12 protein-coding genes are annotated in these 14,312 nt (G+C 50.0%); 9 read left to right on the top strand and 3 right to left on the bottom strand.

Annotated features, from left to right (window positions below):
• Positions 1 to 84: 84 nt before the first annotated feature.
• Together bamA and iraM are read left to right on the top strand one after the other, a co-directional pair.
• A complete protein-coding gene (gene bamA, locus Q1L34_RS24575) occupies positions 85 to 2,508 on the top strand; it encodes an outer membrane protein assembly factor BamA (protein WP_327204314.1) in 2,424 nt (807 codons plus the stop codon).
• Between the two features lie 292 nt (positions 2,509 to 2,800).
• On the top strand, positions 2,801 to 3,151 hold the full coding sequence (iraM, locus tag Q1L34_RS24570) for an anti-adapter protein IraM (RefSeq protein ID WP_004856494.1): 351 nt from the start codon (positions 2,801 to 2,803) through the stop codon (positions 3,149 to 3,151).
• Between the two features lie 11 nt (positions 3,152 to 3,162).
• Here iraM and Q1L34_RS24565 read toward each other — a convergent pair whose 3' ends face one another.
• Positions 3,163 to 3,645 (bottom strand): YqeJ family protein, encoded by a 483-nt coding sequence (locus tag Q1L34_RS24565; RefSeq protein ID WP_224050099.1) that lies wholly within the window; start codon positions 3,643 to 3,645, stop codon positions 3,163 to 3,165.
• 6 nt (positions 3,646 to 3,651) lie between these two features.
• The gene (locus tag Q1L34_RS24560) at positions 3,652 to 4,506 is read right to left on the bottom strand and encodes a winged helix-turn-helix domain-containing protein (RefSeq protein WP_015585358.1); all 855 of its coding nucleotides are present in this window, start codon (positions 4,504 to 4,506) and stop codon (positions 3,652 to 3,654) included.
• A gap of 441 nt (positions 4,507 to 4,947) precedes the next feature.
• Here Q1L34_RS24560 and Q1L34_RS24555 point away from each other — a divergent pair, with 441 nt between their 5' ends.
• The 6 genes from Q1L34_RS24555 (at position 4,948) to Q1L34_RS24530 (ending at position 11,867) form a co-directional block, all read left to right on the top strand.
• Positions 4,948 to 5,523, top strand: coding sequence for a LuxR C-terminal-related transcriptional regulator (locus Q1L34_RS24555; protein ID WP_004856502.1), 576 nt, complete (start codon positions 4,948 to 4,950; stop codon positions 5,521 to 5,523).
• A gap of 175 nt (positions 5,524 to 5,698) precedes the next feature.
• Positions 5,699 to 6,283, top strand: coding sequence for a common pilus major fimbrillin subunit EcpA (gene ecpA / locus Q1L34_RS24550; RefSeq protein WP_004856503.1), 585 nt, complete (start codon positions 5,699 to 5,701; stop codon positions 6,281 to 6,283).
• A 59-nt stretch (positions 6,284 to 6,342) separates the two neighbouring features.
• A complete protein-coding gene (locus Q1L34_RS24545; RefSeq protein WP_004856504.1) occupies positions 6,343 to 7,011 on the top strand; it encodes an EcpB family pilus assembly chaperone in 669 nt (222 codons plus the stop codon).
• A gap of 24 nt (positions 7,012 to 7,035) precedes the next feature.
• Complete coding sequence (locus tag Q1L34_RS24540; protein WP_004856505.1) at positions 7,036 to 9,567, top strand: fimbrial biogenesis outer membrane usher protein; 2,532 nt, start codon at positions 7,036 to 7,038, stop codon at positions 9,565 to 9,567.
• Complete coding sequence (gene ecpD, locus Q1L34_RS24535) at positions 9,557 to 11,200, top strand: fimbrial adhesin EcpD (protein ID WP_004856507.1); 1,644 nt, start codon at positions 9,557 to 9,559, stop codon at positions 11,198 to 11,200. Before Q1L34_RS24540 ends, ecpD begins: the two co-directional genes overlap by 11 nt.
• Complete coding sequence (locus Q1L34_RS24530) at positions 11,169 to 11,867, top strand: fimbrial biogenesis chaperone (RefSeq protein ID WP_004856509.1); 699 nt, start codon at positions 11,169 to 11,171, stop codon at positions 11,865 to 11,867. Before ecpD ends, Q1L34_RS24530 begins: the two co-directional genes overlap by 32 nt.
• 47 nt (positions 11,868 to 11,914) lie before the next feature.
• Here Q1L34_RS24530 and Q1L34_RS24525 read toward each other — a convergent pair whose 3' ends face one another.
• The gene (locus Q1L34_RS24525; RefSeq protein ID WP_004856511.1) at positions 11,915 to 12,196 is read right to left on the bottom strand and encodes a YjcB family protein; all 282 of its coding nucleotides are present in this window, start codon (positions 12,194 to 12,196) and stop codon (positions 11,915 to 11,917) included.
• A gap of 532 nt (positions 12,197 to 12,728) precedes the next feature.
• Here Q1L34_RS24525 and Q1L34_RS24520 point away from each other — a divergent pair.
• On the top strand, positions 12,729 to 14,312 hold the full coding sequence (locus Q1L34_RS24520; RefSeq protein ID WP_327204313.1) for an EAL domain-containing protein: 1,584 nt from the start codon (positions 12,729 to 12,731) through the stop codon (positions 14,310 to 14,312).

The raw sequence follows: 14,312 nt of genomic DNA, 5'->3' as shown, positions 1-14,312 counted from the left end.
TAATGAAGTGTAATTCTGCGCGTTGCTTACGCAAATCCCAGCAGAATTCTGCTATCGCCAAATATCTCTTAGACGAAAACGTCCATGCTAAAGAAAATAAATATCATTGCCGGGTTATTAATGTCTCCCTTAACACTTTATGCATCAACAACGTACACAATTGATGATATTCGTTTTGAAGGGTTGCAGCGCGTGACGGTAGGGGCCGCGCTATTAAGCATGCCCATCCATGCCGGAGAACCGGTATCTAATGATGATATTAGCGAGTCGCTACGCGCTTTATATGCCAGCGGTAATTTTGAAAATGTCCAGATCCTGCGCGATGGCACGACGCTGGTGGTACAACTTAAAGAGCGTCCGACGATCGCCAAATTAAGTTTTTCGGGGAATAAAGCGGTGAAGGATGATGCCCTGAAGGACAATCTGGCAGCCAGCGGCGTCGAAGAAGGAAGTGCATTAGATCGTAATGCTCTCAGTGAAATAGAAAAAGGATTACAGGATTTCTATTATAGCGTCGGGAAATACAGCGCGCAGGTTCATGCTGTGGTCACGCCGCTGCCGCGAAACCGCGTCGATTTAAAGTTTGTTTTTCAGGAAGGTATCGCCGCGACGATTGCCCAGATTAATATTATCGGCAATAAAGCCTTCCGCGAGGAAACGCTACTGGACCAGCTGCAGCTGCGTGATCATGTTCCGTGGTGGAACGTGATTGGCGACAAGAAATATCAGAAACAAAAAATGGAAGCAGACCTGGAAACCCTGCGTAGTTATTATCTCGATCGTGGCTATGCGCGCTTTGCTATTAACTCCAGTCAGGTCAGCATCACACCGGATAAAAAGTCGCTGTATCTTACGGTCAATCTCTCTGAAGGCGAGCGCTATAAAGTCACCAGTACGCGGGTGAGCGGTGAGATGGCCGGGCACACGCAAGAGACAGAAGCGCTGGCGCAGCCTCTGTCGGGCAAATGGTACAGTGGAGCCGACATTACCGCCGTTGAAAACAGCATCAAAAAGCGCTTTGGTAAATATGGCTATGCCTGGCCCCAGGTGAATACCCGTACGGAAATTGATGAGGCCAACAAAAGTGTGACTCTACATATCAATGTTGATGCCGGACGTCGTTATTCCGTGCGCCAGATCCGTTTTGCCGGCAATGATACTTCGCGTGACGCCGTCTTGCGTCGTGAAATGCGGCAAATGGAGGGGGCGTGGCTCAACGACGAAAAAGTACAGCAAGGGAAAGAGCGGCTGGATCGTACGGGCTTTTTTGGAACGGTGGATAAAGAAATCACCCCGGTTGCCGGGAGCCAGGATCAGGTCGACGTGATCTATAAAGTGAAAGAACGTAACACCGGTTCGTTTAACGTGGGCCTGGGATTTGGGACAGACAGCGGCATCAGCTATCAGCTTGGCGTCACTCAGGATAACTGGTTAGGCACCGGCAACAGCGTGAGTTTTAACGGCACGCGTAACAGCTACCAGTCCTATGTTGAACTGGGCGCCACCGATCCCTATTTTACCGTTGATGGCGTCAGCCTGGGCGGGAAAATTTTCTACAACAGCTACGATGCCGCCGATGCAGATGCCGGGAGCTATAACCAGCAAAGTTACGGGCTGGGGAGTAATCTTGGCTTCCCGATTAGCGAGAATAACTCGCTGAATGTGGGTATTGATTACGTCCATAACTACCTGACGAACATGGATCCGGAGCTGACGACGTGGAATTACCTTAATTCGCGAGGTATTTATCCGAACGTGGTCACCAAAGATGGTGACAGCGGGGCGAAGTATAGCGCCAACGACATTTTTGCCAGTCTGGGCTGGAGCTACAACAATCTCGATCGCGGTTTTTTCCCTCGTTCCGGCAATAAAAGCAGTCTGAGCGGTAAAGTGACCGTGCCGGGATCAGACAACAGCTACTACAAACTCACCCTCGATACCACGCAGTATCTCCCTCTGAATGAAGGGAAAAGCTGGGTCTGGATGGAGCATCTGAAAGCAGGTTATGCCGGTGGTCTGAACGGGAGTTCGGTTCCGTTTTACGATAACTTCTATGCCGGAGGGTCGTCGTCAGTGCGGGGGTTCTCTTCCAATACGATTGGTCCAAAAGCAGCCTACTATCGCTGTAACGGGACTGAAAGCAGCTACAGTCACTGCCCGGTTGAAAGCTCTTCGGATGCGGTAGGCGGAAATGCCATGGCGGTTGTGAATAGCGAATTTATTATTCCGACGCCGTTTATTAATGATAAATATGCCGACAGTTTACGTACCTCGCTGTTCGTCGATGCGGGGACGGTATGGAGTACGTCATGGCAAAATACCGCTCAGACGCAGGCTGCCGGGATCCCTGACTACGGCGACCCGCTGCATATTCGTATGTCGGCAGGGATTGCCGTGCAATGGATGTCGCCGCTGGGGCCGCTGGTCTTTTCCTGGGCCGAACCATTTAAAAAATATGATGGCGATAAAGCGGAGCAGTTTCAGTTTAATATCGGGAAAACCTGGTAAATATCCACAAATAACGCGATGGGTTGATGATAACCCGTCGCGTCCTTTTTAACTGTAGCCGGCACATCGCTCATCCGCGTATTGTAAATTTATACCCGGCGCAATGTAGAATTATGTATTTATATTCTTAATGCCTACGTATTTTATATTAGTTCTCCGCTGACTATTTATCTGTTCATTGACAGCTCATCGTGATTTTACATCATAATGTTGCCGGGAGGGCTTGCGGATAATTATAATCTTTGCTATGACTATCTACGTGGCTATTTCCCGGAAAGCACAAGGACGCGACATGAAATGGACAATTCAGAATACAATTATCTGCCCACATTCTGGTGTGGCATTTTCAAGCATCTCGAGATTGCGCTTTTTAAAATTTATCATATGGTATGAAGCCGATATTCTGTTGCTTCCCGGGGAATCCATGAAACTGTATTCCTCGAAAGTATTAGTTAATGGAAAATATCATTATATTAAGGTCTATAATATTTCAACCTACAGCCATGCACAATGGGAAGCCTTAAGGGAAAGGCCATCCTGCCCCTATGATTTCGGGGCTACCACGATAGAGGGTTGCTGTTATCAGCCGCATTGTGCGATTAAACGTTGCCCTGGCAGTTTCAAGCACCACGCGTTGTGCTAACGAAACCCATGCTAACTATTTGTATTTTCACAAATAAAATAAGGGGTGTTTGTTGACATAAAGACCCATGAGTCATGTTTTATCTTTAATATTTTGATAATGAACCGATCTTCTTTTCTGATCTCCGTAAAGAACGGCGGTAGAATCTCATCGAATTTTTCAGGAAGCGCAGTGGCATTCGAGCGAATATTCGTGTCGCTACTTCTGAAAATATAAATGTTATTTTTATTTTTTACATAGGTTATATATTTTCTGATGCTGATATTATCCATTGAATTTCCTGAGCTACCGGTGAATGTAATTAATCCATCACCATCGCTGGCAAAGAAAGTGACAGAGAAAGCAAATTCTTTACCATCATTAACTATTGAAAAAGCGGACGTGCAGTTAATGCTTTCACCGTCATCAGATGAGCTGATGTAATAAAAAGCAAGGCTTATTGTGATAATAATGACTGTATATGCAAGAGCTTTATTTATCTTTCGTGTTTTCATGTTGTGTTATTTTAAGTAATAAAATGAGGTACAGAATGATTTTTTATTAGATTTTATTGGATATCGACAGGAGATCAGTGATGTCCTGCTCGATGGGTAATGATTCGTTATATAAATAGTCCGTCCATTTGAGCAGCTGATATTATGCTCTTTGAGAAAATTAATATAGTACTCATCAAATCTTAGGTCATCGTTTCTGAAAATCTTGCAGCTATTGATTGTCGTGATCAGTGTATACGACGCGAAAGGTGAATCGGTTGTTGCTGACTGATTAATGAAGATATGCAACAGAATAATCAACAAACTTGTAATACCGGCGACAAGACATCCTGTCTTTCTTTTTCTCACGGCCCCGATGATTGTCCTCGACAGGACGTCACCTTTGTCTTGCGCCGTCGGTGGGTCGGCGTGAAGTTGCTGGCTCCCTTCATCATGAGCGCCATGTCCTTCCGTCACCGCTCTGTTTATCTGATTTATTTCTGCAGCGGCGATATCATTAGCCTTCTCCGCAGGGGTCCCGGGAGCCTCAATCCGGATATTCGCTTCATCCGCAATCATGAAACCCCGTTTAGGGATTGTTTGAATAAGTGTGCCATTCACATTGAAGCGATTTAAAGATTTACGCAGCAAAGAGATGTTTTGATATAGAGTATTTGGCGTAACACTCATCCCTCTTTCTCCCCACGCATTTTGCAGCAGCTCTGCCTGGGTGACAATTCGTCCCTGATTTCTTATTAACAAATCAAAGCAAAGGCTTGCGGGTATTGCCAGGGCCATGCGTTCATTACTTTTTATGGAATGGAGAGTATGCGCTTCTGAGTTAAATCGCAGCGTGTTCTCGATAACGTAAATAGTAGCCATATATGATTTCTTATTGTGAGAATAGTTACCACTGTGTCATTTATCTGGGGTTTGATGCCGCGATACTAGCACCAAAGAGTAAACCTGACATTCACTCATAACTAAGAATAATCTTAATCCCCGGGTGAGAGTTTTTCTGAATTGCTTTTTATTTGTTAAATTTACTAACTATTCTGATATTTATCAATGGCTTGAGTTTTAACAAATGCTCAACAGATGTGATTTTTTTGCCCTTCATAACTTTATGAGTAATAAATTTTGCTTATTAAGCTTACTATTTGTGTATGAAATGTGGCGGTGCTACCGTAACAAAAATAATAGTGATGTTTTGTCACCTTTCATAAAAGAAAAGTAAAAAAGCAGGGGCCAACGTCATCATGGATGTTGGCGTCTGCCGACGGATGGGGTCAACAGGCTCAATGGAATGGAGGTTCTGTTATCATGGCTGTATTGATCGTAACAGATAATTATTTCTATATGCAGGGTCTGGTCAGCATGGCTGACGATGAGTGCAACATCACCTGGGTCGATAACATTGACAATGAGTATGCGCACCAGCAGTGCCAGGCACTGAGCGCCGATGATTACGTCATTATCCATTTTGCACAGATAGATAAAATGCTTTGCTCGTATCAGTATTATTTGATGAACAGTCCGGCGAAAGTGATTGTGGCTCCAGATGCCAAATTTGTCACTGATGTTTCTGACATCAACAATATCTGCTTTCTGTCTGCTGATGCGAGCGTTAAAACGGTTGAAAGCATCCTTAAGCTGAAGAAGTTTAAAGTCAGAAAAAGAAACCTCACGGTTCGTGAAGAGAAGATTATGTCATTGCTGATTATTGGTAACTTAATTAATGACATTTCTAAAACACTTGGTCTGAGTATCAAGACAGTGAGTTTACATAAAAGTAATACCAGCAATAAGGTCGGCTTGTTGAATAACAACAACATTACCATGCTTGCCTTAATGCGTTTTATCTTGCCGGCATCAGGGACCGACATGATTCTTATTTAATGTTGTATTACTGCAGTGTTATTGCGTTTTATTTTCACGGAAATCTATTAAGTTTTATCGATTGTATTCAATTTTTGCATTTAAGAACATCCTGTTCTTAAGGGTAATGGCTCCATAAATAACTATGGAACAGCACGGGCGATATAAAGCCTTTTATTTTTCTCAGGTGATGAATATGAAATTGAAAATGTTAGCAGCAGCTCTTGTGACGACTTTCTGTGTGGGCGCTGTTCAGGCAGCAGACGTTACGGCTCAGGCCGTCGCAACCTGGTCGGCAACGGCAAAAAAAGACACCACCAGCAAACTGGTTGTGACACCTCTGGGTAGCCTGGCTTTCCAGTATGCAGAAGGAATTAAAGGCTTTAACACCCAGAAAGGTCTGTTCGATGTTGCGATTGAAGGGGATGCGACTGCGACAGCATTTAAACTGACCTCCCGTCTGATTACCAACACCCTGACTCAGCTGGATACCTCCGGTTCGACGCTGAATGTCGGTGTGGATTATAACGGCGTTGCCGTCGAAAAAGCGGCTGATACCGTCATGATCGATACGGCGAATGGCGTTCTGGGCGGCAACCTTAGCGCGCTGTCTAACGGTTACAACCAGGCTGGCCGCGCTACCGCACAGGATGGTTTCAACTTCTCAATCATCAGCGGCACCGCCGATGGTACGAATGCAGTCAACGATTACAGCACGCTGCCGGAAGGGATCTGGAGCGGTGACGTCAGCGTCCAGTTCGACGCGACCTGGACCAGCTGATTTCTCTGTAGCACGAGCAGGGGGGATTCCCCCTGCTTTCTTCCACGGACCGAATTCATATGAAAAACCGCATTCTGGCTATCAGCCTGTATTTTTGCGCCATCATGCCGGCCCTGGCACTGGATGTTGGCGATATTTCTTCATTTATGAACAGCGACGCCAGCGTGCTCAGTAAAGAGATTAAAAATACCACCGAGAGTGGACGTTTAATCAATATCCATGTTGAACGTCTTTCCTCACCGCTTGAAGGCGGCAGCGTGATTCCGATGGACACTCAGGATGAAGTGCTGCTGACACCCGCCAGCCTGCTACTGCCCGCGAAGAGTCGTGATGTCATTCGCTTTTTCTACAAAGGCCCGGCGGATAGTAAAGAGCGCTACTACCGCATCGTCTGGTTCGATCAGGCGTTGAGCGATGCGCAGCGCGATAGTGCCAGGCGCAGTGCGGTTGCTACCGCATCGGCCCGTATCGGCACCATCCTGGTCGTTGCCCCACGCAAGGCGGATTACCGCTATCAGTATGCCAACGGAACGCTGGTGAATACCGGCAATGCCACGCTACGTATCCTGGCTTACGGCCCCTGCCTGAAGCCCGCAGATGGCAAAGAATGCAAAGAAAACTATTACCTCATGCCCGGCAAAGAGCGCCGTTTCACCCGCGTGAATGTTGCCGATAAAAAAGGGCGGGTCGCACTCTGGCAAGGCGAGCAGTTTGTTCCCGTAAAATAACAATTGTGCTGACGGAATCAGGTTATGCCTTTACGACGGATTTCACCTGAGCTGAAAACGCTCATTGCCTGTGGTATGGCCATTTTTACTCTTCCGCTTAGTGTGAATGCTGCTCCGCAGCAGGTGCAGCAAATTGGCGGCGTGGTGATTCCCCAGGCATTCAGCCAGGCGCTACAGGATGGAATGAGTATTCCACTGTTTCTTCACCTGGAAGGCAGTGCGGGGACGCAGGACGACCAGCGGCTTGGCAGTGCGTTTATCTGGCTGGATGCCGGCACGCTTCGCGTCCGTCATATTCAGCTGGAAGAGCGCGGTGACAACGCCAGCGTGAGCGAACAAACCCGAAAAACGCTGACTGAACTGGCGAATGAACCCTTCAACAGCGATTTACACATCGCGCTCACCCGCGATGCGCAGCTGCAGCTCAGCCTGCGGCAACTGCTGCTGCAACTGGTCGTGAAACGAGAAGCGCTGGGAACCGTCCTGCGCTCGCGCAGTGAAGATATCGGCCAGTCCAGCGTTAACAGCATCAGCAGCAGTCTGAACTATAACCTCGGCGTCTATAACAACCAGATGCGTAACGCGGGCAACAGTACGTCCAGCTATCTGTCGTTAAACAGCGTCAGCTCCCTGCGCGAGCACCATATTGTGTTGGACGGGTCGCTCTACGGCACCGGAACCAGCAATCAGGATAGCGAAATTTATAAGGCCATGTATGAGCGTGATTTCGCCGGGCATCGCTTTGCCGGCGGGATGCTGGATACGTGGAATTTACAGTCGCTTGGACCGATGACCGCCATTTCTGCCGGGAAAATCTACGGCGCATCCTGGGGAAACCAGGCCAGCTCAACGGTGTTTGATAATTCACAATCGGTCACGCCGATCGTGGCTTTCTTGCCTGCCGCGGGTGAAGTGCATTTGTCGCGCGACGGGCGTCTGCTGAGCGTACAGAACTTCGTGATGGGTAACCACGAAGTGGACACCCGGGGCCTGCCATACGGCATTTATGATGTGGACGTTGAGGTGATCGTCAATGGCCGGGTGGTCAGCAAGCGTACTCAGCGGGTGAATAAACTCTTCAGTCGCGGGCGCGGAGCGGGCGCACCGCTGGCCTGGCAGGTGTGGGGCGGCAGCTTCCATATGGATCGCTGGTCAGAGAGCGGCAAGAAGAGCAAACCGGCAAAAGAGAGCTGGCTGGCAGGGGCGTCGACATCCGGCTCCGTGGGCACGCTCAGCTGGGCGGCAACCGGCTACGGTTATGATAGCAATGCCGTCGCCGAGACGCGTCTGACCGTACCACTGACGGAGTCTGTCAACGTTAACCTGCAAAATATGCTGGCCAGCGATAGCTCCTGGAGCAGCATTGGCAGCATCAGCGCCGCGTTGCCCGGCGGTTTTAGCACCGTCTGGGTTAACCAGGAAAAAACCATTATTGGCGACAGGTTGCGGCGCAGCGATGCCGATAACCGGGCGATTGGCGGAACCCTTAACCTGAACCCGCTGTGGTCAAAGCTGGGGACCTTTAGCATTAGCTACAACGATGACCGTCGCTACAACAGCCATTACTACACGGCGGATTATTATCAGACTCTCTTTAGCGGGGCCTTCGGTTCGCTGGGCCTGCGTGCCGGTATTCAGCGCTTCAATAATGGCGGCGGCGGTAGCAGTAGCAGTACCGGGAAATATATCGCGCTCGACTTCTCACTCCCCCTGGGGAACTGGTTCAGCGCCGGTATGACCCACCAGAACGGCTATACGATGGCAAACCTTTCCGCCCGTAAACAGTTTGATGAGGGCGTGGTACGTACCCTTGGGGCCAATATTTCGCGGGCGATCTCCGGTGATACCGGCGATGACAAAACGCTGAGCGGCGGCGGCTATGCCCAGTTCGATACCCGCTATGCCAATGGCACCCTCAATATTAACAGCGGCGCTGACGGCTATGTGAATACCAACCTGACCGCCAGCGGTAGCGTCGGCTGGCAGGGGCGAAATATTGCCGCCAGCGGACGCACCGATGGCAACGCCGGCGTGATTTTTAACACCGATCTCGATGATGACGGCAAGCTGAGCGCCAGGGTCAACGGACGGGTCATCCAGCTGACCGGCAAACGCAATTATCTGCCGCTTTCGCCGTACAGCCGTTACGAAGTCGAGCTGCAAAACAGTAAGAACTCAATCGACAGCTACGACATTGTCAGCAACCGCAAGAGCAGTCTGACGCTCTACCCGGGCAACGTGGCGGTGATCGAGCCGGAAGTGAAACAGATGGTGACCGTTTCCGGGCGCATCCGCGCCGAAGATGGAACGCTGCTGGCCAATGCACACATCAATAACCATATTGGCCGGACCCGTACCGATAACACCGGAGGATTCGTTATGGACGTGGATAAAAAATACCCCACCATCGATTTCACCTACGGCAATAACCAAAGCTGTGAAGTCGGGCTTGAGATAAGTCAGGCGCGCGGGGCGGTGTGGGTCGGCGATGTCGTCTGCACGGGTCTGAAAACTTACGCCAGCGCGCAGCAGGCAGGAGAAGGTCATGAAAGCTAAGTGGTTCCCGTTGGTAAGCCTGTTTATCGTCGCGCTGTGCGCGGTGCGGGCAGAGGCGGCGGTAACGAAAACAACCTGGGCAGACGCGGCAGCGGTGCAGTTTGTTTTTGTGGAAAACAACTCCGATGATAACTTTTTCGCCACGCCGGGCGGCGTGCTGGATCCGCGCATGACCGGCGCCAGTCGTTGGACCGGGCTGAAATATACCGGTAGCGGCACTATCTACCAGCAGAGTCTGGGCTATATCGATAACGGCTATAACACCGGGCTGAATGCCAACTGGAAGTTTGACATGTGGCTGGAAAACTCGCCGGTGTCGAATCCCCTGAGCGGGCTGCGCTGCATCAACTGGTACGCCGGTTGCGATATGGCGACCAGTCTGATTTTGCCTCAGGTCACCGATGCGAACGGCTTTTACGGTGTGACGGTGACCTCCGGTGGACAAAAATGGATGCACGGCATGATGTCGGACGCTTTCTACCAGTATCTGCAGCAGATGCCGGTAGGCGGCAGCATGTCGATGACGATCAACGCCTGCCAGACTTCCGTCTCCTACGATGCAAGCAGCGGAGCGCGCTGCAAAGATCAGGCCTCCGGCGCCTGGTACGTGCGTAAAGTGACCCATACTAAAGCGGCAAACTTAAAGCTGATTAACACCCATTCTCTGACCGAAGTCTTTATCAATAGCGATGGGATCCCGACGCTGGGCGAGGGCAGCTCGAACTGTCGCGCGCAGACGATTGGTACCCGTAGCGGTCTGAGCTGCAAGATGGTCAACTATGCGTTGCAGCATAATGGGCTGAGCAACACTTCGATTCATATTTTCCCGGCGATTAACAACACGTCGCTGACCTCGGCGGTGAATATCTATGATATGCAGTTCAGCCTCGATGGTAACAGCTGGAAACCGGTCAGCAGCAATGCCTACTACTATACGTTTAACGAGATGAAATCCTCGGATTCGGTCTACATCTTCTTTTCCAGCAACTTCTTTAAGCAGATGGTGGCGCTGGGTATCAGTGATATTAATACCAAGGATCTGTTTAATTTCCGCTTCCAGAACACCACTTCGCCGGAGTCCGGCTGGTATGAGTTTTCTACCTCCAACTCGCTGATTATCAAACCGCGTGATTTCAGCATCAGCATTATTTCCGATGAGTACAGCAGTTCGCCGTCGCGCGAAGGGTATGTCGGGGCGGGGCAGCCGTCACTGGATTTTGGTTATATCGTCACCACCAGCGGAAAAACCGCCGCCGATGAAGTCCTGATCAAAGTGACCGGCCCGTCGCAGTCGATCGCCGGGCGTTCATATTGCCTGTTCAGTTCTGCGGACGGGGTGACAAAGGTGCCTTTCCCCGGGCTGCTGACGTTTACCACCCAGACCGGAACGACCAAAAATTATGATGCCGGCTGTGATGACAGCTGGCGCGATATGACGGATGCGCTGTGGCTGACGACGCCGTGGACAGATGCTTCCGGCGATATTGGCGTGATGAACAAGACGACGGTGAAATTTTCCATCCCGATGAACGACAGTATTTCGTTGAGAACGGTAGATGACGATGGCTGGTTTGGTGAAGTGAGTGCTTCAGGAGAGATTCATGTTCAGGCGACATGGCGCAATATTAATTAACCTGCTCCAGACCGTCGCGTGGTTGCTGCTCCTGGGCCTACCAACGGCGGGCCTGGCGATTTCCGTCGGTAATTTAACCTTTTCGCTGGGCGCAGAGGAGAGCTTTGTCGCCAAACGGGTACTGAATAACAACCCGAGCGCGCGGCTCTATCAGATTTCCGTCGTCGGGATAGACCGGCCGGGAGGTAATGAGGTTCGCTCTCGTCCGGCAGATGGCGAACTGCTCTTTGCCCCGCGTCAGCTCACCTTGCAGGCCGGGCAAGGGGAATATTTTAAATTTTATTATCATGGCCCGCAGGATAATCGTGAACGTTATTACCGGGTTTCGTTTCGCGAAATTCCCACCCGAAACCGCATTGGCCGTACTGCGGCCGGTGGATCGGTAGGTATTGATCCGGTGGTGGTGATGGAAACTATTATGGTGGTACGCCCGCGGCAGGTGCAGTTCAAATGGGCCTTCGATCGGCAGGCGGGAAGCGTCAGCAACAGCGGCAATACCTGGTTTAAACTGCTGATCAAGCCGGGATGCGATGCAACGGAAGAAGAGGGTGAGGCCTGGTACTTACGGCCAGGAGATGTGGTTCGCCAGGCGGCGCTGCGCCAGCCTGGGAATAAATACATTATCTATAATGATAAATTTATTAAAATATCAAAGGATTGCGAGTAGGCTTTGCCGATAAATAAAAAAGCCTCCCGCAGGAAGCTTTTTTATTATCAGGTCATGACCATCGGCCATTGGGGGGGCGTCTGACTCATGACTTCGATCATGACGTCTTTGATATTGCCCCAGATTTTCGCGATATCCAGCAGCGTGATCCCCAACAAGCCGGTGGCGAACCAGCAGGCCGCCACCAGGCCGATGCAGCTACAAATAACGGCTAAACCGGCATAGTCACTTTTGCGTAGCTGAATGTTCATCGAGCTGGCTAAAAACATCAGAACCGCGCTCACCAGCGGCCAGCGCAAAAGTATGACACTGGTAGTTATGGAAGCCATCAACCTCATCCTCAAAGAAAATCGGCTGCCTTTGACAACCTGGCGAGACTGACGATGACGTGGCGCTCTGGCTATCTACGGGCAATCAGGAGAATAATGAAACATTGTTCTTGTTTCATCAAGTTGTGTGAACTATATCACATTTGCTGTTTTATTCACCAGCCCAAAATGCGCGTTTTTGGTGGTTTTTAAAGCCGCGCTTTTATTGTGGATAATGAGGGTGGGGCATTTTACCGCGACCTCAAACAGGCAACCTGATTTTCGCGGCGTCCGGTTTCTTTTTTTGTGCTCGTTATCTACGGCTTTTATTACATATTCTTGCCGATCGGACGGATAAACCGAATCAGCGAACGACACTGTTTTTATAATGCCGAGAGTGTTTCTCGATTCTCTGCGAAATTAGTATTATTCATCATTATTGAGGGTGGGGTTTTTACATCAAATGACTGGTTGCTGAAAATAGTCTCTGTTGTATAACAACGAGTGTGATCTTTTACCGTGATAAGGCATATCGTATGGATAAAAAACGGAAATGAATCGTCGCACATTGCACAACGTGTTGAGAATATTGGGAGTGACGCTGGTGGTTCTGCTCCCCGTCGTGCTGGCGCTGTGGTTTGCGCAAATCAGAGCCAAAGCCGAAACCTCCGACCGGCTTCATGCATTTTCACAACTGGCGCTACAGAAAACGGAAATGGTTGTTTATGAAGCCGATCGCGCGCGTGAAAAAGCCTTGCAGTTTAAGGGGACAATATGCTCTTTCGCACATCAGCAATATATGTTGTCGGTTGTTCGCAGCCTGCTTTATGTCGATGATTTAATTTATGCCGACGGTACGCGTTTGTTTTGCTCGACTGCTGTCCGCCCCGATACCGCATGGCGTATTCCGCCGGCGAATTATACAAAAAAGCCGGATATCGCTATCTACTACTATCGGGATACGCCTTTCTATCCCGGTTTTGCGATGAACTATATGCAGCGAGGGCACTACATTGCGGTTATTAATCCGCTCTCCTACAGTTCGTTAATATCGAGTGATAAAGATTTATCCTACGGTTTGTACGATACAAAAACGAATCAGTTTTTTTCCACCAGTAAAAATGCCGACCCCGCGGTACTGCATGGTCTGATTCGTCAGGAAGATGCCTTTTTTCGGCACGGTAACCGGGTGTACACCGTGGCTCATTCCGCCATCCGCCCGATCGCCGTGATTATGTCTACCTCATACGCCAGTTATTACCAGAGCTTTTATGATCAGGTGACGCTCACCCTGCCGCTGGGGGGGATTTGCAGCATTTTGATCTTACTGGTGTGGTGGCGCACCCGGCAGCAATACCATTCGCCGCGAAATATGCTGCAACGCGCGCTCAATCGGCGTCAGCTGTGCCTGCATTATCAGCCGATAATCGATATCGAAAACAACCGCTGCGTCGGAGCCGAAGCGCTGCTGCGCTGGCCGGGATTTGAAGGGCCGGTGATGACGCCGGCGGAGTTTATCCCTCTGGCGGAAAACGAAGGGATGATTGCGCAGGTTACCGATTACGTGGTGGATGAGTTATTTTCCGAACTCGGGGAGTTTTTGGCCGGGCATCCGCATCTGTATATTGCGATTAACCTGTCGGCCACCGATTTCCACTCTTCGCGGCTCATTGCCCAAATCGGTGAAAAGGCGCGGAGCTATGCGGTGAATATCGATCAAATTAAAATTGAAGTCACCGAGCGCGGATTTATTGACGTGCAGAAAACGATGCCGGTCATCCAGGCATTCCGCGAAGCCGGGTATGAAATTGCCATTGATGACTTCGGCACCGGCTATTCCAATCTGTATAATCTCCACTCGCTTAACGTGGATATCCTGAAGATCGATAAATCGTTTATCGATACGCTCACTACCAATAGCACCAGCTACACGATCGCCGAGCATATTATTGAAATGGCCCGCAGCCTGCATTTAAAGACCGTTGCCGAAGGCGTCGAAACGGCGGACCAGGTTAACTGGCTGCGAAAACGCGGGGTCCGGTATTGTCAGGGCTGGCACTTTGCGAAAGCGATGCCGCCACAGGAGTTCAGGCAGTGGCTGGCCAACGCTCCCGGGCTGCTCAGCCCTTGCATGTGA

This window comes from Klebsiella ornithinolytica (assembly GCF_030505655.1).
GTDB classification, from domain to species: domain Bacteria; phylum Pseudomonadota; class Gammaproteobacteria; order Enterobacterales; family Enterobacteriaceae; genus Klebsiella; species Klebsiella ornithinolytica.
Note: the sequence above shows the minus strand (reverse complement) of the source record. Positions and strands in the feature narration are given on the sequence as shown.

Bases quoted from the DNA above. Each gene is read 5' to 3' on its own strand.
- bamA (WP_327204314.1), top strand. From the start codon at position 85: ATGCTAAAGAAAATAAATATCATTGCCGGGTTATTAATGTCTCCCTTA.
- iraM (WP_004856494.1), top strand. From the start codon at position 2,801: ATGAAATGGACAATTCAGAATACAATTATCTGCCCACATTCTGGTGTG.
- Q1L34_RS24565 (WP_224050099.1), bottom strand. From the start codon at position 3,645: ATGAAAACACGAAAGATAAATAAAGCTCTTGCATATACAGTCATTATT.
- Q1L34_RS24560 (WP_015585358.1), bottom strand. From the start codon at position 4,506: ATGGCTACTATTTACGTTATCGAGAACACGCTGCGATTTAACTCAGAA.
- Q1L34_RS24555 (WP_004856502.1), top strand. From the start codon at position 4,948: ATGGCTGTATTGATCGTAACAGATAATTATTTCTATATGCAGGGTCTG.
- ecpA (WP_004856503.1), top strand. From the start codon at position 5,699: ATGAAATTGAAAATGTTAGCAGCAGCTCTTGTGACGACTTTCTGTGTG.
- Q1L34_RS24545 (WP_004856504.1), top strand. From the start codon at position 6,343: ATGAAAAACCGCATTCTGGCTATCAGCCTGTATTTTTGCGCCATCATG.
- Q1L34_RS24540 (WP_004856505.1), top strand. From the start codon at position 7,036: ATGCCTTTACGACGGATTTCACCTGAGCTGAAAACGCTCATTGCCTGT.
- ecpD (WP_004856507.1), top strand. From the start codon at position 9,557: ATGAAAGCTAAGTGGTTCCCGTTGGTAAGCCTGTTTATCGTCGCGCTG.
- Q1L34_RS24530 (WP_004856509.1), top strand. From the start codon at position 11,169: ATGTTCAGGCGACATGGCGCAATATTAATTAACCTGCTCCAGACCGTC.
- Q1L34_RS24525 (WP_004856511.1), bottom strand. From the start codon at position 12,196: ATGGCTTCCATAACTACCAGTGTCATACTTTTGCGCTGGCCGCTGGTG.
- Q1L34_RS24520 (WP_327204313.1), top strand. From the start codon at position 12,729: ATGAATCGTCGCACATTGCACAACGTGTTGAGAATATTGGGAGTGACG.